This is a genomic window from Thermanaerovibrio velox DSM 12556, from assembly GCF_000237825.1.
In the GTDB taxonomy this organism is placed as follows: domain Bacteria; phylum Synergistota; class Synergistia; order Synergistales; family Synergistaceae; genus Thermanaerovibrio; species Thermanaerovibrio velox.
This window is the reverse complement of sequence record NZ_CM001377.1, coordinates 1,680,863-1,700,175: the sequence shown is the minus strand read 5'-3', so window position 1 is coordinate 1,700,175 and position 19,313 is coordinate 1,680,863. Positions and strand designations below refer to the sequence as shown.

At 62.9% G+C, this 19,313-nt stretch carries 21 protein-coding genes and 1 riboswitch; of the genes, 14 read left to right on the top strand and 7 right to left on the bottom strand.

Annotation, left to right across the window (positions count from 1 at the left end; all coding sequences use genetic code 11):
• Both THEVEDRAFT_RS10175 and THEVEDRAFT_RS08190 read right to left on the bottom strand, forming a co-directional pair.
• A partial coding sequence (locus THEVEDRAFT_RS10175) for a methyl-accepting chemotaxis protein (RefSeq protein WP_006582896.1) occupies positions 1-2,057 on the bottom strand: 2,057 nt, incomplete at its 3' end.
• Between the two features lie 103 nt (positions 2,058-2,160).
• On the bottom strand, positions 2,161-2,982 hold the full coding sequence (locus THEVEDRAFT_RS08190; RefSeq protein WP_006584258.1) for an SDR family NAD(P)-dependent oxidoreductase: 822 nt from the start codon (positions 2,980-2,982) through the stop codon (positions 2,161-2,163).
• 69 nt (positions 2,983-3,051) lie between these two features.
• On the opposite strand from THEVEDRAFT_RS08190, the gene rarD reads away from it, so the two are divergent.
• Genes rarD through THEVEDRAFT_RS08170 form a run of 4 tightly spaced genes read left to right on the top strand, consistent with a single transcriptional unit; the run spans position 3,052 to position 6,508 of the window.
• Positions 3,052-3,972, top strand: coding sequence for an EamA family transporter RarD (gene rarD, locus THEVEDRAFT_RS08185; RefSeq protein ID WP_006584257.1), 921 nt, complete (start codon positions 3,052-3,054; stop codon positions 3,970-3,972).
• Positions 3,965-4,744: an ABC transporter permease gene (locus tag THEVEDRAFT_RS08180; protein WP_006584256.1), complete on the top strand. Its 780-nt coding sequence runs from the start codon at positions 3,965-3,967 to the stop codon at positions 4,742-4,744. The genes rarD and THEVEDRAFT_RS08180 overlap by 8 nt, the downstream gene beginning before the upstream one ends.
• Entirely contained in the window at positions 4,734-5,480 is a 747-nt protein-coding gene (locus THEVEDRAFT_RS08175) for an ABC transporter ATP-binding protein (RefSeq protein ID WP_006584255.1), read from the top strand. The genes THEVEDRAFT_RS08180 and THEVEDRAFT_RS08175 overlap by 11 nt, the downstream gene beginning before the upstream one ends.
• Before the next feature lie 56 nt (positions 5,481-5,536).
• Complete coding sequence (locus THEVEDRAFT_RS08170) at positions 5,537-6,508, top strand: NrtA/SsuA/CpmA family ABC transporter substrate-binding protein (RefSeq protein WP_156787146.1); 972 nt, start codon at positions 5,537-5,539, stop codon at positions 6,506-6,508.
• A 64-nt stretch (positions 6,509-6,572) separates the two neighbouring features.
• On the opposite strand, the gene THEVEDRAFT_RS08165 is transcribed toward THEVEDRAFT_RS08170, so the two are convergent.
• Both THEVEDRAFT_RS08165 and THEVEDRAFT_RS08160 read right to left on the bottom strand, forming a co-directional pair.
• The gene (locus THEVEDRAFT_RS08165; protein ID WP_006584253.1) at positions 6,573-7,526 is read right to left on the bottom strand and encodes an NAD-dependent epimerase/dehydratase family protein; all 954 of its coding nucleotides are present in this window, start codon (positions 7,524-7,526) and stop codon (positions 6,573-6,575) included.
• Position 7,527: 1 nt separating this feature from the next.
• The gene (locus tag THEVEDRAFT_RS08160; RefSeq protein ID WP_006584252.1) at positions 7,528-8,709 is read right to left on the bottom strand and encodes a glycine C-acetyltransferase; all 1,182 of its coding nucleotides are present in this window, start codon (positions 8,707-8,709) and stop codon (positions 7,528-7,530) included.
• 134 nt (positions 8,710-8,843) lie between these two features.
• Between THEVEDRAFT_RS08160 and THEVEDRAFT_RS08155 the strand changes: the two genes are divergently transcribed.
• The 5 genes from THEVEDRAFT_RS08155 (at position 8,844) to THEVEDRAFT_RS08135 (ending at position 13,858) form a co-directional block, all read left to right on the top strand.
• The gene (locus THEVEDRAFT_RS08155) at positions 8,844-9,542 is read left to right on the top strand and encodes a GntR family transcriptional regulator (protein ID WP_006584251.1); all 699 of its coding nucleotides are present in this window, start codon (positions 8,844-8,846) and stop codon (positions 9,540-9,542) included.
• A gap of 38 nt (positions 9,543-9,580) precedes the next feature.
• Positions 9,581-9,700: riboswitch (molybdenum cofactor riboswitch) on the top strand.
• A 130-nt stretch (positions 9,701-9,830) separates the two neighbouring features.
• Positions 9,831-10,673, top strand: coding sequence for an ABC transporter substrate-binding protein (locus THEVEDRAFT_RS08150; RefSeq protein WP_006584250.1), 843 nt, complete (start codon positions 9,831-9,833; stop codon positions 10,671-10,673).
• Positions 10,674-10,692: 19 nt separating this feature from the next.
• Positions 10,693-11,388, top strand: coding sequence for an ABC transporter permease (locus THEVEDRAFT_RS08145; RefSeq protein ID WP_006584249.1), 696 nt, complete (start codon positions 10,693-10,695; stop codon positions 11,386-11,388).
• Positions 11,385-12,059 (top strand): energy-coupling factor ABC transporter ATP-binding protein, encoded by a 675-nt coding sequence (locus THEVEDRAFT_RS08140; RefSeq protein ID WP_006584248.1) that lies wholly within the window; start codon positions 11,385-11,387, stop codon positions 12,057-12,059. Before THEVEDRAFT_RS08145 ends, THEVEDRAFT_RS08140 begins: the two co-directional genes overlap by 4 nt.
• A 74-nt stretch (positions 12,060-12,133) precedes the next feature.
• Positions 12,134-13,858 carry an AfsR/SARP family transcriptional regulator gene (locus THEVEDRAFT_RS08135; RefSeq protein ID WP_006584247.1) on the top strand — a complete coding sequence of 575 codons (1,725 nt, stop codon included), beginning with the start codon at positions 12,134-12,136 and terminating at the stop codon, positions 13,856-13,858.
• Here the strand turns inward: THEVEDRAFT_RS08135 and THEVEDRAFT_RS08130 are convergent.
• The 3 genes from THEVEDRAFT_RS08130 to pheA are packed head-to-tail and all read right to left on the bottom strand — an operon-like array spanning position 13,845 to position 15,491.
• Complete coding sequence (locus THEVEDRAFT_RS08130) at positions 13,845-14,195, bottom strand: cupin domain-containing protein (RefSeq protein ID WP_006584246.1); 351 nt, start codon at positions 14,193-14,195, stop codon at positions 13,845-13,847. The genes THEVEDRAFT_RS08135 and THEVEDRAFT_RS08130 overlap by 14 nt on opposite strands.
• Positions 14,192-14,356: a hypothetical protein gene (locus tag THEVEDRAFT_RS09505; protein ID WP_006584245.1), complete on the bottom strand. Its 165-nt coding sequence runs from the start codon at positions 14,354-14,356 to the stop codon at positions 14,192-14,194. Before THEVEDRAFT_RS09505 ends, THEVEDRAFT_RS08130 begins: the two co-directional genes overlap by 4 nt.
• Positions 14,357-14,408: 52 nt before the next feature.
• A complete protein-coding gene (gene pheA / locus THEVEDRAFT_RS08125; protein WP_245522651.1) occupies positions 14,409-15,491 on the bottom strand; it encodes a prephenate dehydratase in 1,083 nt (360 codons plus the stop codon).
• 321 nt (positions 15,492-15,812) lie between these two features.
• On the opposite strand from pheA, the gene THEVEDRAFT_RS08120 reads away from it, so the two are divergent.
• From THEVEDRAFT_RS08120 to THEVEDRAFT_RS08100, 5 genes are all read left to right on the top strand, one after another.
• The gene (locus tag THEVEDRAFT_RS08120) at positions 15,813-16,298 is read left to right on the top strand and encodes a ferritin (RefSeq protein WP_006584243.1); all 486 of its coding nucleotides are present in this window, start codon (positions 15,813-15,815) and stop codon (positions 16,296-16,298) included.
• A gap of 105 nt (positions 16,299-16,403) precedes the next feature.
• Complete coding sequence (locus tag THEVEDRAFT_RS08115) at positions 16,404-16,934, top strand: flavin reductase family protein (RefSeq protein WP_006584242.1); 531 nt, start codon at positions 16,404-16,406, stop codon at positions 16,932-16,934.
• Positions 16,931-17,680, top strand: a complete 750-nt coding sequence (locus THEVEDRAFT_RS08110) for a TIGR02757 family protein (protein ID WP_006584241.1) — start codon at positions 16,931-16,933, stop codon at positions 17,678-17,680. Before THEVEDRAFT_RS08115 ends, THEVEDRAFT_RS08110 begins: the two co-directional genes overlap by 4 nt.
• A gap of 115 nt (positions 17,681-17,795) precedes the next feature.
• The gene (locus THEVEDRAFT_RS08105; protein WP_006584240.1) at positions 17,796-18,440 is read left to right on the top strand and encodes an SDR family oxidoreductase; all 645 of its coding nucleotides are present in this window, start codon (positions 17,796-17,798) and stop codon (positions 18,438-18,440) included.
• A complete protein-coding gene (locus THEVEDRAFT_RS08100; protein ID WP_172634038.1) occupies positions 18,424-19,263 on the top strand; it encodes an EAL domain-containing protein in 840 nt (279 codons plus the stop codon). Before THEVEDRAFT_RS08105 ends, THEVEDRAFT_RS08100 begins: the two co-directional genes overlap by 17 nt.
• Positions 19,264-19,313: the final 50 nt, after the last annotated feature.

Here is a 19,313-nt window from a genome sequence, read left to right as displayed (position 1 = left end):
CCCTTGATGGCCAGCGTCTCCCCTTGGTCGTGCTTGAACTTGGCCACCAGGGTCTCCAGCTTCTCCGCGGTCTGGCTCAAGGCCTGGGCCTCCTGGGCCACCGCCTCGCTGGCCCTGGCGGTCTCCTCGCTGGAGCTCTTTATGAGCTCCACCGCGCTGGTGGTCTCTAACGTGCCCTGGGTGGCGCTGTCTATCCCACGGGCTATCTCCTGCGCCGCCGCCGCCTGCTCCTCCGACGTGGCCGCTATGTTCTGCATCACGTCGTTCACCGTCTTTATGTGCTCAAGCACACGCCTTAATCCCTCCGACGAATCGTGGGCCCGGCGCACCGTCTCCTCCATGGACCTCTTCGACTGCTCCGTGGCCCTCAGGGACTCCTCGGTGTTCGCCTGCAGCGGCCCTATGAGGTCCTCAACCTCCTTCGCCGCCATCCCGGACTCCTCCGCAAGCTTGCGCACCTCCTCCGCCACCACCGCAAAGCCCCGGCCCGCCTCGCCTGCCCTGGCCGCCTCTATCGCCGCGTTCAGCGCCAAAAGGTTCGTCTGGTCCGCTATGGACCTTATGGTGCTCACAAAACCGGATATGGAGCTCACGGACTCCGCCACCTTCCGGATCCTCTCATAGGTCCTCTCGGACTCGGATCCCAGGGCGGTTATGGCCCTCACCACCTCCTCCACCTGACCTATGGCCCTCTCGGAAAGAACCGACATCTGGCTCGTGGCCTCCGCTCCCTCCGTGGCGGAGTTCGCCGCCTGCTGGGCGCCGCTGGACACTTCCTCTATCCCCGCGTTGGTCTCCTGCAGCGCCGCGGAGTTCTCCTGCATCAGCGACGACACCCGGTCCACCGACGCCTTTACCTCCTCCACCGACGCCACCTGCTCCTCCGACAGGGCCGCCAAATTCTCCGCCGACGACGCCGCCCGGTCCGACTCCCGGCGGATCTCCCCTATGGTGTGCCTCAGGTTATCCAAAAGGTGCATCATGGACCTCGCCATGTGCCCTATCTCGGTGTCGCTTCCCGCCTCCTTCCGGAGCCACTCCTCGTCCTCCCCCCTCCTCAAGTCCAGCTCCCCAAGGCGCCCTATGGCCCGGCTTATCCGGTCTATGGGGGTTATTATCCCCCGGCACAGCCACCACAGCATGCCCACCAGCCCAAGGAGGGTGAAGAGCCCAAGGACAAGCTGCTTCAGCGCCACGGACATGACCATCCGGTTGAGGTCCGCGGTGGGGAACACCACGCACACCACGAAACCCCACCGGGAGTGGTAGAAGAAGTTCCTCCGGCCCGCTCCCAGGAACTTGTAGTCCACGAAGCCCCCGGGCTTAGTTGACAGTATCACCTGCCCCGCCCGGGCGTACTCCTCGCTGACCAGGGAGCTGGGCTTGGAGATGTTCTCCTTCATGATCATCTCCTTCTTGGGGTTCGCCAGGAACACCCCGTCCTCGGTGGTCAAAAGCCCAAGCCCCCTGCCCATTATCTTGTACTGGGTCACCTGGTCGGACAGGCTGTTGAGCTTCACGTCCACCGCCGCAACACCCAGAAGCCGGCCGTCGCTCCCCTTCACCGGGGTGGAAACGGTGATTAGAAGGTCCCCGGTCCCAGCATCCACGTAGGGGGCCGAGAGGGTGGTCTTACCCGCCGCCAGGGCCCCTACATACCAGTCCCGCTTCCTTGCATCGTAATCCCCGGGCTCCTTCCACCCCACGCCGCTGGCGAGCCTCCCGTCGGACTCAAACCCTACGTAAACCTCGAAGATGTTGGGATCCTTTGATACCCTGCTGAAAATACGCATCATCAGGGGCTCCAAAGCGTCGTCGGTGCTGGAGCCCTTCTCGATCTCATGGGCCGCCGCCTGGGCTGCGGTCTGTGCTACGGCGGCGAGCCGGTCGAAGTACAGGTCTATCTGCTCCGCCCGGTCCTTTATGGTCTCCAACCCCGTCTCGTTCACCTGTTGGTTCAGCACCCGGTAGCTGTTGAAGGCCACCACCGCCACCATCAATGCCATTAGCGCCGCAGCACCAAGGGCCAAAAGGAACAGCTTCCTCCTTATGGACATCACAAAAACCCCCTATATTTTTAATTTGTTTGATATTTAGGTAACAGTTCGCGGAAAATTATAGCAGAGCTCGGGGAAATCGGAGGGCTGTTTGAGAACGATTTTAGTTTTTTGTATTGCAAGAATCAGCCCCCGAAGAGGCCCGGTAGAACCAGTTGAGGCACCTAAGCCGGAGCCGCTGGGGGACCAGGGGTATCCCCAGCGTCCTTGCCTTGCCGGCCAGCTTGGGCACGCAGATGACCTTACCCCGCTTGAGATCCCTTATGGATTCCTCCACCACCTCCTCGGGGGTCATCCAGGGGATCAGCCGGCTCCTTGAAAGGGAGGCCCCTTCGCTCCCCATCCTGGGGTGGAAGTCCGACCTTGTCATGCCGGGACACAGGGCCTGGAGCCTCACGCCGGATCCCATCATCTCCAGGGCCACCGACTCGGTCCATCGAAGCAAAAACGCCTTCGCCCCCGCGTACACCGAGTTGCGCCGCACCGGTATGAAGGCCGCTTCGGAGGACACGTTGACCACCACGCCGCCCCCGTCCTCCTGCATCACCCTTAAGGCCGCCTGGGTTAGCCTCAAGGGGGCCATCACGTGAACCCATATCAAGGCCTCCCACAGCTCCCTGGGAGTGTCCGCGAAGCGCTCCCTGAGCCCGAAGCCCGCGTTGTTCACCAGGAAGCGGGGCCTTTCCCCTCGGACCGTCTCCTCCAGGACGGCTATCCCCTCCTCCCTGGAGAGCTCCGCCATCATCGGGACGGCGGACACCCGGTACTCCGCCTCGATCTCCCGGGCCTTACGCTCAAGAATCTCCATCCTCCGGCCGGTCATTATCAACCCGTATCCCATCGCCGCAAGCCGCCTTGCGTACGCGAGACCTATGCCGCTGGTGGCGCCGGTCACCAGGGCAAGGCCCCCTTCAGGAAGGGACATTTCCATCCTCCTCCGTTCCGCTTAAGGTGTATCATTCCCTAGGATGATACACGAAAGGAGAACCCGCTTATGGCCATTCACCCTGAAAAACCCAGCTCCCCTAGGGAGGTGCGCCGGGGGCTGGCTTACGCCCTGGGGGCTTACTTCCTCTGGGGGGTGTTGCCCGTATATTGGAAGGCCCTGGTTGACGTGCCCCCCATGGTCATACTGTGCCACCGGATAGTATGGTCCTCGGCGCTGCTGCTGCCCCTAGTGGTTCTGGGCCGGAGGGAGCCCCTGCTGCGGGCCCTAAGGTCGCCTAAGCTGCTCGCGGTTCTCTCGCTCACCGGCGCCGCGGTGGGATGCAACTGGCTCATATACATATGGTCCGTCAACTCCGGCCGGATCCTTGAGACAAGCCTCGGATACTTCATACTGCCGCTTCTTAACGTTTCGGTGGGCCTGCTCTTCTTCAAGGACCGCGTAAGCCCCCTCAAGGGGGCCGCGCTCGGGCTGGCGGCTCTGGGGGTGCTGTTCGAGCTGGTACGATACGGTTCCCTACCCCTTGCGGCCCTGGGGCTCGCAGTCTCCTTCACCCTTTATGGGCTCGCCAAGAAGCTCTGCCCCCTGGACCCCCTCACGGGGCTGTTCCTCGAGACCGCCATCCTGTCCTTCCCGGCCCTGCTGTACCTTTCGGGGATTCCAAACCTAGGCCTCCGGGGAGGCGTGGGGGGGGTGATGCTGATGGTGGGCTCCGGCCTGGTCACCTCCCTTCCCCTGTGGCTCTTTGCCATGGGGGCCAGCAGGATAAACCTCGTCACCATGGGGCTGGTTCAGTATCTCTCCCCCAGCATGTCATTCCTCATAGGGGTTCTCATGTACCATGAGAAGGTCTCCTTCGGCAGGGCGGTGAGCTTCGGTGCCATAGTGGCGGCGGTGGCCCTGTACACCCTTGACTCCCTGAGGAGCGCATGGCCCTATGTCCCAAGGGAGGAGGAAGTGGATGCGTAAGCACCGCCCCTGGCCCCCAGGCCCCATTGGGGGGCTTTTAGTCTCCGCCGCCCTTCCCTTGGTCATTTGGTATGCCGCGTCCTCCCTGGGGGGCATCGGAAGCTTCCTCCTGCCGTCCCCCACAGAGGTCTTTAAAACCCTTTTGTCCCTCCTGGGCTCCGGGGAGCTCCCAAGACACGTCTTCGTGAGCCTTTACCGGGTGCTCCAAGGTTTCCTGGTGTCCTCCCTGGCGGGGGTTATGCTTGGTACGCTCCTGGGGCTTTCCAGGGGGCTTAGGGCGTGCTTGGGGCCCCTGCTGGAGTTCATGCGCCACATCCCCCCCCTGGCGGTGCTCCCCCTGTTCATCCTCTGGTTGGGGATAGGGGAGGCCTCGAAGGTGGCGGTGATAGTGGCCGCCTCGTTCTTCCCGGTGTTCCTCAGCACCGTCCACGGAGTGGCCGGGGCGGACAAACGGCTGGTAGAGGTGGGAAAGGCCTTCGGGGTCTCGGACTTTAGGATAGTGACCCGCATAGTGCTGCCCTGCGCCATGGGCCCCATAATGGCGGGGCTTAGACTGGGGCTTGGATATGGCTGGAGGTCCCTCATCGGGGCGGAGCTGGTGGCCGCCTCCTCGGGGCTTGGGTACCTCATAAACGATGCCCAGGCCATGCTCAGGACCGACGTTATACTGGCGGGGGTGGTGGTCCTGGGCCTCATAGGGGGGCTCACCGACAGGGTCTTCACCGCCCTCCTGGGCAGGCTGGGATATTTGGAGGAAGCGGATGAATCCTGATGACGTGGTATTGGAGTTGCGTGGGGTCTTCAAGACCTTCCGGGCCGGGAAGATGAGGGTGGAGGCCCTTAAGGGGGTGAGTCTCACGGTGCCCAGGGGATCCTTCGTGGCGGTGGTGGGGGCATCCGGGAGCGGGAAGACCACCATGCTGCGCATAATGGGGGGCCTTGAGATCCCCGACCGGGGAGAGGTGCTGCTGCGCCCCGCGTCCCAGGGGTGTCCCAGACATCCGGTGGGGATGGTCTTCCAGGAGCACCGGCTTTTCCCGTGGCTTACGGTGCTTCAAAACGTGGCGTTCCCCTTGGAGGGCACGATGCCCCGCCGGGAGGCCTCCATCAGGGCCATGGAGAGCCTTGAGATGGTGGGACTCTCCCGGTTCGCCGGCGCCAAGCCCAAGGAGCTTTCAGGCGGCATGGCCCAGAGGGCCGCGCTGGCCAGGGCCTTGGCCTTCCACCCGGAGGTGGTGCTGATGGACGAGCCCTTGGGAGCTTTGGACTACTTCACCCGCCGGGAGCTGCAGTTAAAGCTTCAGGAAATACTGTTGAACATGAAAAAGACCTTTGTTATGGTTACCCATGACGTGGACGAGGCGGTTTTCCTGGCGGATCGGGTGGCGGTTCTGCGGGAAGGCGGGCTTGAGGGGGTTCTGGATGTCCCCCTCCCAAGGCCCCGGGGCTTGGACCTCCCGGAGGTGGTCCTCTTGAGGCGGAGGGTGTTGAACATGATAGGGGGATGATATGTTGTGCCTCCTTGCCCGCCAGGTTCCTTGGGCACCGCCGGGGGAAAGAACAAATGGAGGTGGTCGTTTTGATCCGACTGAGCAATGGGAGAACGGTGGTTGGGATCTTACTCGTTTTGGCGTTCCTCTGCATTGGGGGAGGGGCCTTCGCTGAGGGGTCTTACACGGTTGGAGTGACTTACGTCAAAGCCCCCCTCAACGTGCCGTCCATAATCGAGAGGAAGCTTGGCATCATCGATCGCGCCATGGAGGCGTTAAAGCTCAAGGTGGAGTACCCGGAGATAACCGCAGGCCCGGACCAGACCCGGGCGATGGCGGCGGGCTCCGTTCAGGTGGCCCACTGTCTTGGGGGCACTTCGGCGCTGCTCGCCGCCTCCGAGGGGGTGGACCTTAAGATCGTGGGCATATACTCCAGGGCCCCCAGGGCGTTCACCATCCTGGTGAAGAAGGACTCCCCCATAAGGGACGTGAAGGACCTTAAGGGGCGGAAGGTGGCGGGGCCCAAGGGGACGGTGCTTCATCAGCTCTTGTCCGCCGCCCTGGAGAGGGAGGGGCTTGAGCTCTCGGACGTGCAGTTCGTCCCCATGGGAATACCGGAGGCGGTGGCGGCCCTGTCGAGCGGTGCCGTGGACGCCGCCCTTGCGGCGGGCCCCGCGGTGAGGCTGGCGACCCAGAGGGGGGCTAGGGTGCTCACCGACGGAAGGGGGTTGGTGGACGGCATAACCGTCATAGCCATGTCCGGGCGCTTCCTTGCGGAACATCCCGAGGCCGTGAGGGCCTTCATGAGGGCCCATCGTGAGGCCCTGCAGCTCATGAAGCAGGACCGTCTAAGGGCGGTGGAGCTCACCGCCCAGGAGACCGGGCTTTCCCAGGGGGACGTTATAAGCATGATGTCCCTCTACGACTTCGATCCCTCCGTGAGGCCCGAGGACCTTAAGGAGCTGGAGAAGACCCAGAACTTCCTCATACGGAACCGCATGATGAGGAAGAGGGTGGACCTTGGTAGGCTGGTAAGGCCCCTCTAGCCCCTCCGGGGGTAAGACTGGAGGGCCGGATGGTCCGGCCCTCCCACGTGATCCTTTGGATTACCTACCGGGCGTTGAGCTTCTCCCGGAGCTTCTCCAGCATGTCCTTGGTCATCTCGTCCAGGCCGTACTTGGGGTTGAATCCCCATTCCTCCCTTGCGGCGGAACAGTCCAGGCTGTCCGGCCAGGACTCCGCGATGGACTGCCTTAAGGGGTCCACCTGGTAGTCCAGCCTGAACGACGGGATGAACTTCCTTATGGATTCGGCGATCTCCTCCGGGTCGAAGCTCATGGCGGATATGTTGAAGGCGTTGCGGTGCTTGAGCTTCGAGGGGTCCGCCTCCATGAGCTGCACCACCGCCTGGAGGGCATCGGGCATGTACATCATGTCCATATAGGTCCCCTTGGCGATGAAGCTGGTGTAGCTGCCCTTGGTTATGGCGTCGTAGTAGATGTGGACCGCGTAGTCGGTGGTGCCGCCGCCTGGAGGCGTCACGTAGCTTATGAGCCCCGGGAACCTAAGCCCCCGGGTGTCCAGGCCGAACTTGGCGTGATAGTAGTCGCACAGCATCTCCATGCTGGCCTTGGCGATGCCGTAAACCGTGGTGGGCCGCTGGATCGTATCCTGGGGGGTGTTCACCCTGGGGGTGGAGGGGCCGAAGGCGGCGATGGAGCTGGGGAAGAAGAAGGCGCACTGGTTCTCCCTGGCGGCCTCCAGCATGGCCACGGTGCCGTTAACGTTTATGTCCCACGCGAAGTTGGGGTTCTCCTCTCCCTTGGCGGACAGGATCCCCGCCAGGTGCAGAACCGAGTCGGCCTTGAAGCTCCTGATGAGCTCCGAGGCCCGCTTGCCGTCCCGCACGTCCAGCAGGTCGAAGGGCCCACCCTCCGCAAGGGGGCCCTCCGGGGCCTTCACATCGGTGGCCAAGACGTTGGATGCCCCGTATATCCCCCAAAGATAAGGCACCAGCTCGGACCCTATCTGTCCACCCGCTCCGGTGACCAGTATCCGCTTCATCCTAGAGCACCCCCATCTCTCTGGCGGTCTCGGCGAACCGGTCAACGGCGAACATGAGGTCCTCCTCCGAATGGGCCGCGGATACCATGGCCCTTATCCTGGCCTTCCCCTTTGGAACCGTGGGGTACACGATGGCGGTGGCGAAGACCCCCTTCTCGAAGAGCCGGCGGCTGAACTCCTTGGCGGTATGGGCCTCCCCGAGCATCACCGGCGTTATCGGGGTCTCGCTGTTGCCGGTGTCGAAGCCCGCCTCCTTGAGATGCTTCTTCAGGAAGCTGCCGTTGCTCCACAGCCTCTCCACCAGCTCCCCGCTCTCCTCCAGGATCTCCAACGCCGCCATGTTGGCCGCCACGTCGGGCACCGTGAGGGCGCTGCTGAAGAGGTTCGGCCGGGCCTTCTGCCGCAGGTACTCTATGAGCTCCTTCTTGCCTGCTATGACCCCTCCCATGACGCCGAAGGCCTTTGACAGGGTCCCCACCTCAACGTCCACCAGGCCGTGCAGGTGGAAGTGGTCCACTATGCCCCGCCCGGCGCGGCCCAAAACGCCCTCCCCGTGGGCGTCGTCCACCACCAGGATCACCCCGTACCGGTCGCAAAGCTCCCTTATGGCGGGCAGGGGGGCTATGTCCCCGTCCATGGAGAATACACCGTCGGTGACCAGCAGCTTCCGCCTGCCCTGCCCCTTAGTCTCCTCCAGCACCCGCTCCAGGTCCTTCACGTCCGAGTGGGCGTAGCGGTACACCTTGGCCTTGGACAGCCGGCAGGCATCTATGATGGAGGCGTGGTTGAGCTCGTCGCTGTATATTATGTCCTCCTCCGAGGGCACCAGGGTGGGTATCACCGCCAGGTTGGCGCAGAACCCGGACTGCAGCAGCATGGCGTCCTCGGCGCCCTTGAAGGCCGCCATGCGGCGCTCGAACTCCAGGTGGATGCTCATGGTTCCCGCGATGGTCCTCACCGCCCCGGGACCCACCCCGTAGGCGTCCACGTACTCCTTCACCTTCTGGACGAGCCTCGGGTGGTTGCAAAGCCCCAGGTAGTTGTTGGAACAGAGGTTCAACACCTTCCGACCCTCGATGGTCACCCAGGGCCCCTGGGGGCTCTCCAACGTCCTTATGGTGCCGTAAAGCCCCGCGTCCTTCATCTCCTTAAGCTCTTGGGTTATGAAATCCAGCGGTCCCACTTGACATCCCTCCCCTTGGGATCTATTCCTTTCGAGTATGATTAAACCAGCAACCGCCGTCAAAGGGATATAATCATGTTCCTGAGCGTGATAAGTTGTGGCCGTTGGAATATAGTTTCCGGGAGGGAATCGAGTTGACCGATCTTAAAGAGCTCAAGGAGCTGGCGGAGCGAAGGGAGGGGGACCTGGCGGCCCCGTACCTCATAGCGTCGGTCCTGAGGGAGGCCATTTACCGGGGCATGCTCCCAGAGGGGCACCAGCTTCACCAGGCCCAGCTGGCCCTCATGATGGGGGTAAGCCCCATACCCTTAAGGGAAGCCCTTCGCATATTGGAGAGCGAAGGGCTGGTGGCCTTCCGGGGGCACAAGGGGGCCTACGTTACCTCCCTTTCGGTGGAGGAGGCGAGGGAGCTCTACGAGATGGTGTGCCAGCTGGAGACCCACCTTCTGAATTTGGCGTTCCCAAGGATAACCCGCAGCGTCCTGGAGGAGGCGGAGGGGGTCCTAGACAGGATGGAAAGGGTTGAGGACTGCATCGCCTGGAGGGATCTTAACGAACGGTTCCACAACCTGCTCTACGAACCCGCCGAGAGGCCCCTCATAATGTCCGTCCTGGCCCGCTTCCGGCAGAACACCGACAGGAACATAAGGATGCACCTCGCCAGCATGAGGGAGGAATCGGAGCGCCAGCACCGCAGGCTCCTTCAACTCATAGCGGAGGGGGACCAGGAGGGGGCGGTGGAGGCCTTGCGCCGCCACCTGGAGTACACCTCCAACGACCTGCAGACCTGCATGCGGCGGCACGGCAGGAGCGCCTTGCCACAGCGCCGCTGAACTTCGGGCGCTTTGACTGGGCTTTGGCATGTGGTATATTGAATAACGGCCTCCGAGTCCTCTTCCCTAAGGGGTAATTCCTATGGGGAGGGACCGAAGGGTCCGGGGGGAAACCCCTGGGCCTCCCGCGTTTGGAAAGGAGGGAATCCGATATACCTTGGCGGATCACGGGGCCGGTTCCTGGAGAGATGGGGGACCGGCGTTTTTTTGGCCTTCATGACAGTTCCCGTCGATTTCCCAAGGCCCCTCCCGGTGTGTCTTCGTTATGTCAAAAGGGGGTATTGGAAGATGGTCTCTGTGGGTTTCAGGCGTGTTTTAAGGTCCTTGGCGGGGTTTTTGCTTTGCATCGCCCTGTGTCTTCCCGCCGCCGGTGAGGAACGGGTGCTCCGGATGGCCACCACCACCAGCACCGAGGCCACGGGCCTTTTGGACTACCTGTCGGCGGAGCTTAGAAAGGACACCGGCATAGAGCTTCAGTGGGTTGCGGTGGGCACCGGCAAGGCCCTGGAGTACGGCCGCCGGGGGGACGTGGACGTGGTGTGGGTTCACGACCCCAAGATGGAGGAGGATTTCGTGGCCCAGGGCTTCGGGGTCAACCGGCGGCGGACCATGTACAACGACTTCGTGCTGGTGGGCCCAGCGGCGGACCCAGCGGGGATCCGATCCGCTACATCCATACTGGACGCGGTGGGGAGGATAGCCTCCAAGGGGTCGGTGTTCGTAAGCCGCGGGGATCGTTCGGGCACCCACATGGCGGAGCTTAGACTATGGCAGGGGGCGGGGGTCCTGGTGGGCAAGTCCTCCCCCTGGTACGTGGAGTCCGGCCAGGGCATGATGGAGACCCTGCTGATGGCCAAGGAAAAGGGAGGCTACACCCTTACCGACCGGGCCACCTTCACGAAGTTCAACTCCCAGAACCCCGAGGCCCTCAAGGTTCTCTACCAGGGGGACGAGAGGCTCAGGAACCAGTACAGCCTCATAGAGGTGAACCCCAAGAAGCACCCCTCGGTGCGCCACCACCTGGCGGTGCGGTTCATCCAGTGGGTCCTCTCCAAGAGGGGGCAGGAGCTCATAGGCAGCTATAAGGTCTCAGGGCAGCAGCTTTTCTTCCCCAACGGGGATAAGTGGTGAGCTAGGAGAAGCGGTGGGCATGGACTTCCTTAGGGAGGGGATGTTGGAGGCCGTGAGGATAATCCTCTCCATGGACGAGGAACTGCTGAACGTGGCTGCCGTTACGGTGAAGTCCAGCTTTCTTGCCATGTGCATGGCTTCCGCGGTGGGGCTCCCGGTGGGCATCGCCCTTGGGGCCCTGCGCTTCCCCGGAAGAAGGGCCTTGAGGCTTCTCTTCGACAGCCTGTTGTCGGTGCCCACCGTGGTGGTGGGCCTTGTGGTGTATGGCTTCATATCGAACCAGGGGCCCTTCGGGAGGTTTGAGCTGCTTTTCACCCTGTGGGGGATGGCCATAGGGCAGGCGGTTTTGGGCCTTCCGGTGCTGGTATCCCTGGTGGCCTCGGCGGTGGAGTCCGTGGACCCTTTGGTGGTGATGACCCTAAGGACGTTGGGCTTCAGGGGGCTGCGGCTCCTTTGGGCCCTGGTCCTTGAGATGAGGCATGCCCTCATGATGGCGCTGCTCGCCGCCTACGGAAGGGTGGTCTCCGAGGTGGGGGTCTCCATGATGATAGGGGGAAACATCCGCTGGCACACCAGGACGCTCACCACCGCCATAGCCTTCGAGGCCTCCCGGGGGGACTTCGGCATGGCGGTGGCGTTAGGGTTGGTGCTTTTGATCATATCCTCCCTTGTGAGCGCCTGCGTGTCCCTGATGAGATGGAGGGCCAAGGGATGACGGACGCCCTCAAAGCCCAGGGCCTTTCCTTCTCCTACGACCGGCAGCACCGCCTGGAGGTGGACGAACTGTCCCTACCCCGGGGGGCGGTGATGGGGCTCATCGGCCCCAACGGCAGCGGCAAGAGCACCTTGATGAAGCTCCTGGCGTTGCTCATGAAGCCCCAGTCAGGACGCATACTCTTCTTCGGCGAGCCCTCGGAGGGGCGGGAGGCGTTGCTTCGAGGCATGGGGATTACAATGCTGCTTCAGCGGCCATGCCTTCTCAAACGCTCCGTGAGGGCCAACCTGATGGGCCCCATATGGAGGGAACCGGACCGGGAGGAGCGGGCTCGGGAGGCCCTGTACATGGTGGGGCTTGGAGAGGCCTACCTGGACCGGCCCTGGTACCGCCTGTCCGGAGGCGAGGCCCAAAGGGTGGCCCTGGCGGTGAGGCTCGCCATGCGGCCCCGGGTGCTGCTCTTGGACGAACCGGTTTCCAACGTGGACCAGGAGGGGGCCGATGCGGTCAAGGCCGGGGTGCTTAAGGCCCGTGACATGTGGGGCACCTCCGTCGTGGTGAGCAGTCATCAGCCCCCATGGCTGTCCGGGATGTGCGACGGGTTCTTCGTCATGCGGGACGGGCGCCTTGCGGGGGCCTATGGCTCAAGGGGGCATGGGGTTGTAACATAGCTTCCTGATGGAGATAAAAGGCACAGGGGCAGGGAGCCCCCGGGGCTTATCCCGGTTCGGAGGTGCAGCTCACGATGCTAAAGGTGACCCTTGCAGGACCCCCTTCGGTGGATATGGACGGAGAGCGGGTGCGTTTCCCATTCAGGAAGCTGGAGGCCATGGCCTACGTCCTGTTCGATCAGGTGATGGTTCCGAGGGACAGGCTTTGCAGGCTCCTTTGGGGTGACAAGGACCTGCCGGTGGCCCGGAAGAACTTGAGGAACGCCGTGTACGTTCTGCGGCGCCTCCTGCCCCCCGGGATGGTGGTCCTCCACAGGGACCTTGTGTCGTTGGACCTGCCGGAGGGAACGGTGGACCTTCACATGATGGATCGTTTCCTCTCCTTGTCCGATGACGATCGGGAGGCGTTGGGAAGGGAGTTCCTGGAGGGATTCGACCTGGAGGGGGAGGAGGAGTTCCGGAGGTGGCTTTCGGAGCGGCGGGTTGAGCACCGCCGCCGGTTCACCGCCCTTGCAAGGGAGCTGGGGGCGGAGCTGCTGAGGAAGGGGGACCCGGCGGGGGCCACCAGGTGGTTCGAGCGGGTGTTCGCCCTGGACCCCCTGGACGAGGTGGCCGCCAGGAGCCTAATGGAGCTCTATCACCGTTCCGGCTGGGCCGCAGGTCCCGTGGAGGTGTTCAACGCCCTCAAGGAGAGGCTCGCCAGGGACTACGGGATCATGCCTTCCCCGGAGACGGTGGAGCTTTTCAGCCGCATCTCCGCGTCCCGCAGGGCCTTCAACGACTTTCATGCCATAGTGCCCCCGGTACGAGCTGCCGCAGCTCCGGCGGTAAGCCCTGCTTCGGTGTCCCGGAGGGGAAAGGCTGGGGACCCCGGGGAAGGACCGGTGCGCGGGGTTGCGGGGCCCTCCGCCCTGGACCTGGCGTCTAAGCTCCTGTCTCAAGACGGGGGCGGGGTCCTGCTGCACCTGCCCTCCCCCTCGCCGAACCCGCTGCTGTCCTGCCTGGAAACCTTTGCGTCCCATGGGGAAGCCAAGGTGGACCGCCTGGCCTTCCTCGGGGCGGCGGAGCTCGCGGGGGCCCTGGCGGAGGAGTTGGCCCGCCGTGGGACCCGCAGGGTCCTGGTAAACCTCCGGGACCGGCTGGAGGGGGCGTCCTTTGAGTTCCTGAAGGCCCTTTTGACCTACGGGGTGGATGGGAAGGGGCTTGGGCTTCTCATCGCCTCCCCAGATCCTGGCTGGCTCAGCGCGGCCGGTGAGGTGGAGGTCCTAGATGCCCGCCAGGATCCTGGTCCCCAGGGCGGGTTGGAGTCCCTTTGGGGATCCTGTCTTTGCCCCCTTGGGGCGGTGTGGGAAGAGGTGCCCCCCGGCGAAGGTAACTCGGACTTGGTGGTGTCCTGCAGGGATCCCATGTCCGGCACCCTCTGGCTTGCCCCCAGGGATCAGGGGCTTCGCCGAAAGGCCCTTGAGATCATGCCGGACTGGGAGAGGCGGCGCAGGGCCCAGCGGTCGTTGTCGTTCTGGCTTGGGAGGTGCATGGCAAACCACCTGGATACGGTGGCCTGGGAGATGGGGACTTTCTACGGGGGCCTTCTGGCAGACCCCTTGGTGGAGGGCTACTGTTCCGCCATGTGGGTTCGCGCCCGAGCGGTCATCGCGGAGGCGGGGCTCGCGGGGGGCCGCCGCTGCCCCGAGGGGCCGTCGGAGGAGGAAGTGCGCCGGGCCGCTTCGTTCCTCCGGTCCAGTGGCGGCCCGGCGCTCCAGAGGGTCAAGGGCCTTGCTTTGAGGATCAGTCCACTATGACCGCCAGGAACGTTAGCGTTCCCTTCCCGGTGTTCCTCAAGGCGTGGGAGTGGGTCCTCTGGAGTATCAAGACGTCCCCGGCACCCACCTTATGCTCCACCCCGTCCTCCGTGTATATCCCTTCCCCTTCCAGGATGACGTAGAGCTCCTCGTTGGTCAGGTGCTCGTGCTCCCCAACCTCCGCCCCCGGGTCCAGTCTTATGGTGCCCACCATTTGGAAGTGGCTTCCCTGCAGCTCCTCGTGGGGCGCCAGGGCGTAGCGGTTCCAGGCCCCGCCTTGCCCCCCCTGAAGGTTCTCCCGCCTTACGGGGGTCATATCGTGGAACTTCTTTATCATTCCCGAGGGGCCTCCTTCCTGGGGTCCATGGTGTTGCGGTTGGGTTCCTCCACCGGGGGAATTGGTGCTCCCTCGTTGGCCAGCAGCATGCAGTTCCAGCCGCACCGGGCCCGGTTTTCGCACGTGCCCAGGATCAGCACGCAGTGCCTATCCTCTTTCACCGGTTCTCGCCTCCATCCGATAAATTTCATTAAAATTATAGGCCCAACTCCCCTATATCTCCAGGGAACAGTAGGATCCCAGCACGGTGAGGTCCGATGTCCTCTTGGCCATCTCGTTGACCGCCGCTTCCACTTTTGGATCTCCAAGCCCCCCGTCGATGTCCGCGAAGAACGCGTACTCGAAGGGGTTCTTGGGAATTGGCCTAGACTGGATCATCATCAGGTTGATTTTATGCTCACTAAGGGCCCCCAGGGCCTCGCAGAGGGAGCCGGGCCTGTGGGGAAGGGTGAACAAGATGCTGGTCCTATCCCCGTATCTGAGCTCCTCCCGCTCCTCCCGGCGGGTTACCACGATGAACCTGGTGGTGTTGAGGGGGCTGTCCTGGATGCCCGGTATCACCATCCGGAACCCCATCTCCCTGGCGCACCGGATCCCGCAGACCGCCGCCTCCCCCTCGTCCAAGGCCCTCAACGCCCCCTCGCTGGTGGAGTTAGCCTCCACCAGCTCTGCCTGGGGGAGGTTCTGGGAGAGCCACCTCCAGCACTGGCTCATCGCCTGGGGGTGCGAGTAAACCCGCCTTATACGGCCTAGGTCATCCCCCTGATTGGCAAGACAGTGCTCTACCCTTGCCCGGGCCTCCCGGGCTATCCACACCGCCCCCTTGAGCTCCATGAGCCCGTCCAGGGTGGAGTGAACCGCCCCTTCCGTGGAGTTCTCGATGGGCACCACCGCCGCGTCACCGCCGCCCACCGCCACCTTGCAAAGGGCCTCCCTGGGGGATCTTACGAACACCGGGTCCCAGGATGAGCCGAACACCTTTTCCGCCACCTCGTGGGAGTAGGACCACTTGGGGCCCATCAACACCACCCGGAACGGCCCCTGCACGGCCCGGCAGGCCCCGATTATCTCCCCCATCACCGCCCGGATCAGGGGTTCCCCAAGATGCGGGTTCTCCCCCGCAAGCCTCTTCACCAGTGCCTCTTCCCGCTTGGGGTCGTAAACGGCTCCGCCCTCCTTGGCTGCCCCGATCTCCCGGGCCACCTCCAGGCGCCTTGAAAGGAGCTCCATCAGATCCCGGTCTATTTGGTCTATGACATTCCTCAAGGTTTTCACCTGGTCTACGTCCATACTCATCCCCCCGTCTTTCTGCCTCCCCTTGGGGTCCCGCCTTGCCAATCTTGGCGGGAACCTCTAAAGATCCCGGGCGGTGCTTCACCCCTCCCCGGGGCACCGGGACTTCGTTTGAGCGCCATTATCCATAAGCAGGCGCACTTTGGGAAGTCCCGGGGGACCCTGGAGCTTAACCGCCTGGTCGGTCCTCCCGGTGACCTTTCAGCACTTGAAAAAGACATGTGGGTGGTGCAGAATCTAAAAGCTATAGGGTCCCTTGACTTATCCCAAGGGTAGGGGTAAAAAGGACCTAAACTAAAATCCTTTTAGGGGAGGGAACGTGCGATGATATCCGACAGGATGAAGGATGCCATAAACTCCCAGATCCAGGCGGAGCTTTACTCTTCCTACCTATACCTTTCCATGGCGGCCCACTTCGAGTCCGAGAACCTCAAGGGCTTTGCCCACTGGATGCACAAGCAGGCGGACGAGGAGCGGGGGCACGCCATGAAGTTCTTCCACTACCTGGTTGAGCGGGGCGGCAAGGTGGAGCTCAAGGCCATAGAGGCCCCCAAGACCTCCTGGTCTTCCCCGGAGGAGGTGTTTGAGGAGGTTTTGGGCCACGAGCGGAAGGTGACCTCCCTTATCAACCGCCTCTACGAGCTGGCGTTGGAGGAGAAGGACTATCCGTCCCAGATAATGCTCCAGTGGTTCATCAGCGAGCAGGTGGAGGAGGAGGCCTCCGCGGAGGAGGTCTTGGCCCGTTTGAGGATGCTAAAGGGGGGCTTGCAGGGGCTTCTCATGCTGGACCGGGAGCTCGCCCAGCGCTAGGGAGTTCCTTTCCGCGGTTGAGGTTTCCCCGAGCCGGTGGGCCTTTCCGGCCGCCGGCTCCCTAGGCCAAGAGTTTCCGGGTTTCAGCTCAGGGGGTGTCTAGCTTTGGAGAAGAACATAGACCCTAAGGCCCTTTTCAGCTTCAGCTACGGCATGTACATAGTGTCGTCCTTGAACTCAAAGGGACGTTACAACGGCCAGGTGGCCAACGCGGCCATGCAGGTGACCGGGGATCCTTGCGGCGTGGCGGTATGCCTTCACAAGTCCAACCTCACCACCGAGTACATAGGGGAGTCCAACCTCTTCTCCGTGTCGGTGCTCTCGTCGGAGGCCCCCATGACCTTCATAGGCCAGTTCGGCTTCAAGTGTGGCCGGGACATAGACAAGTTCTGCAACGTGAAGTACGAGCTGGGCTCCACCGGGGTGCCCATGGTTCTGGACTACGCCCTGGCGGTGTTGGAGGCCCGGGTGGTGGGGAGCTTTGACATATTCACCCACCGCATGTTCTTCGGGGAGGTCATATCCTCCCGGGTGGTGTCCCCCGGAGAGCCCCTTACCTACTCGGACTATCACCTCATAAAGAAGGGGAAGTCCCCCAAGAACGCCCCCACCTTCGTCTTCAACCAGTTGAAGTGAGACAGGATCTTATCTCCTTCCTGGAGGAGACCTACCGTTCCTATCACCTGCCGGAGCTCATAAGCCCGGACCCCCTGGAGGTGGTCCGGGCTTACCCTGATCCCAGGGACGCGGAGGTGGCGGCCCTCATATGTTCCGCCTACGCGTACGGCCGGGTGAACCAGATACTCAAGGCCTTAAGGGCCATAATGACCTCCCTTGGGCCCTCTCCACACGAGCATTTGAGGGCCGGTAAGGCCCCGTCGGGGGTCTGCCACCGGTTCACCAGCCGGGAGGATACGTGCCGCTTTCTGAACGGCATAGGCGAGCTTTTAAGGCGTTACGGCTCCGTCAAGGGGGCCTTCATGGGTGAGGAACCCCCGTCGAACCGGGAGGAGCTCATATGGGCCCTTGAGGGCTTTGCGCTGTTGCTGGGTGATCTTACGGGCCTGGGCAACCGGTTTCTGATGCCCCTGCCCTCCGGGGGCGGGGCCTGTAAGCGCTGGTTCCTCATGCTCCGGTGGCTGGTGCGCCGGGACTCGGTGGACCTGGGGCTGTGGAGCGAGATCCCCGCCTCCGCCCTCCTGGTGCCCATGGACGCCCACATGTTCCGCTTCGCCAAGTCCTTCGGCCTGGTAAAAAGGTCCTCCCCGGATCTCAAGGCCGCCAAGGAGCTCACCGACCGCCTCATGGAGGTGGACCCGTGGGATCCTGTGCGGTTCGACTTCTCCATAACCCGAAGGGGCATCTTGGGACCCCTGGGCTGAGCCGCCACCCATGGGAGCTCCCGGGCTCCGGGGGCTTCACAAAACCGCAAAAGGTGCTCATAATCTGGACCAATTATCCTCTACCGGGAATCGAGGAAGAAAGGATGTGGTCCCCTTGAGCTGTGGGATGATAAGGGTGTCGCTTCTAAGAAACCGCAGCGACGGCTCTAACCCCTACGTGAGGGCCCTGGTGCGGTTCGCCCAGAGGCACTTTGGAGATCTGCTGTTGCTGGACGAGGCGGACGAGACGATGGGACCTTTCGTAATGGAAGCCCCCGCCGCCCTCATCCGCCCCTTCGGGGCCTACGTGTGCTTCACCGATCCGGTTTTCGACCTGGAGGGCTACAGCACCTACTTCTCGGAACACCGGTTCCACGTGCCCCCGGTGGTGCGGGCGGTGATAAGGCACCTGTGGGACAACCATCTTCTTAGGCGCAGCCACGGGGTGGCGGGAAGCGGCATAGGCCTGTTCCTGGCCAAGAGGCTGAAGGAGATGGGAGTAAGGGTCACCCTCTTGAGCCACAGGGACCTCGCCCGCATGGGCAGGGAGGAGATCGAGGAGCTGGGGGTCATAAACTGCACCAGCGGCTCCTTCGATGGGTGCCTCATAAACTTGAGCGATAACCCCCGGGAGGTGAGCGCCCTCACGGTGCGGTACCTGTACAGGAACCTCTTCGACGCGCTGAACGAGCTCAAGCGACGGGGGGTGTTAACCGATTGGGAGGAACCGGTTAACCAGCCCGTTGCAGAGCTGGCGTAGAATGCCTAAGGGTGATGCGGTTTTGAACGTTCCTTGCCGTTCCTCCCAAGGCCCGGTGGGTTCCGTGAGGGACCTCATAAGGTCCGGGGGAGTGCGAAGCGTGTTTCAGCCTATAGTCAGCCTCACCGACGGTACGGTGTACGGCTACGAGGTGCTCTCAAGGGGTGTGGAGCCCTTTGAGAGCCCGTTTTCCATGTTCTCCGCCGCGGAGGACGAGGGGGTTACCTGGGACCTGGAGCGGGCCTGCAGGCTTTCCGCCATGAGGGCGGTGTCTCAGCTTCCCCGCCGGCTGAGGGAAAGGGCCTTCTTCATCAACGTGAGCCCCAGGGTTTTAAAGGACCCGCGGTTCAAGCAGGGCTTCACGGCTTCCCAGCTCAGGGCCTACGGGCTTAACCAGGGGAGCTTCGTGATAGAGATAACCGAGCACAGCTCCGACGGCGATAGGGATGGGCTTGCCAGGATGGCGGAGCACTACGCCTCCCAGGGGTTTCGGATAGCCCTGGACGATTTCGGCTCCGGGGACTCCGGGCTTGTGACCCTTGTTAAATGTACCCCCCACTTTATAAAGCTGGACATGGAGATAGTACGGGGCATAAGTTCTTCCTCCTACAGGAGGAAGCTTGTGAAAGCCCTGGTCTACTTCGCCATGGGAGTGGACGCTAGGATAATAGCGGAAGGGGTGGAGGAGCTGGAGGACCTTAGGGTTCTTCTGGAGCTTAACGTGCCCATGGCCCAGGGGTTCCTGTTCGGCCGGCCCTCCTGGGACGCGCCGTTGAGGGAGGAGGAGACCTGCGGCTTGATTCACGCCCTGCTGGGTTTCTGATCGCTTTACCGTGGTATCATTAATTATAATGCCGTAAAAGGGGGCGGTGT

Coding starts and splice junctions, on each gene's coding strand:
- THEVEDRAFT_RS08190 (WP_006584258.1), bottom strand. CDS start 2,982: ATGTCCCTTCCTGAAGGGGGCCTTGCCCTGGTGACCGGCGCCACCAGC.
- rarD (WP_006584257.1), top strand. CDS start 3,052: ATGGCCATTCACCCTGAAAAACCCAGCTCCCCTAGGGAGGTGCGCCGG.
- THEVEDRAFT_RS08180 (WP_006584256.1), top strand. CDS start 3,965: ATGCGTAAGCACCGCCCCTGGCCCCCAGGCCCCATTGGGGGGCTTTTA.
- THEVEDRAFT_RS08175 (WP_006584255.1), top strand. CDS start 4,734: ATGAATCCTGATGACGTGGTATTGGAGTTGCGTGGGGTCTTCAAGACC.
- THEVEDRAFT_RS08170 (WP_156787146.1), top strand. CDS start 5,537: ATGGAGGTGGTCGTTTTGATCCGACTGAGCAATGGGAGAACGGTGGTT.
- THEVEDRAFT_RS08165 (WP_006584253.1), bottom strand. CDS start 7,526: ATGAAGCGGATACTGGTCACCGGAGCGGGTGGACAGATAGGGTCCGAG.
- THEVEDRAFT_RS08150 (WP_006584250.1), top strand. CDS start 9,831: ATGGTCTCTGTGGGTTTCAGGCGTGTTTTAAGGTCCTTGGCGGGGTTT.
- THEVEDRAFT_RS08145 (WP_006584249.1), top strand. CDS start 10,693: ATGGACTTCCTTAGGGAGGGGATGTTGGAGGCCGTGAGGATAATCCTC.
- THEVEDRAFT_RS08140 (WP_006584248.1), top strand. CDS start 11,385: ATGACGGACGCCCTCAAAGCCCAGGGCCTTTCCTTCTCCTACGACCGG.
- THEVEDRAFT_RS08135 (WP_006584247.1), top strand. CDS start 12,134: ATGCTAAAGGTGACCCTTGCAGGACCCCCTTCGGTGGATATGGACGGA.
- THEVEDRAFT_RS08130 (WP_006584246.1), bottom strand. CDS start 14,195: ATGATAAAGAAGTTCCACGATATGACCCCCGTAAGGCGGGAGAACCTT.
- pheA (WP_245522651.1), bottom strand. CDS start 15,491: ATGAGTATGGACGTAGACCAGGTGAAAACCTTGAGGAATGTCATAGAC.
- THEVEDRAFT_RS08120 (WP_006584243.1), top strand. CDS start 15,813: ATGATATCCGACAGGATGAAGGATGCCATAAACTCCCAGATCCAGGCG.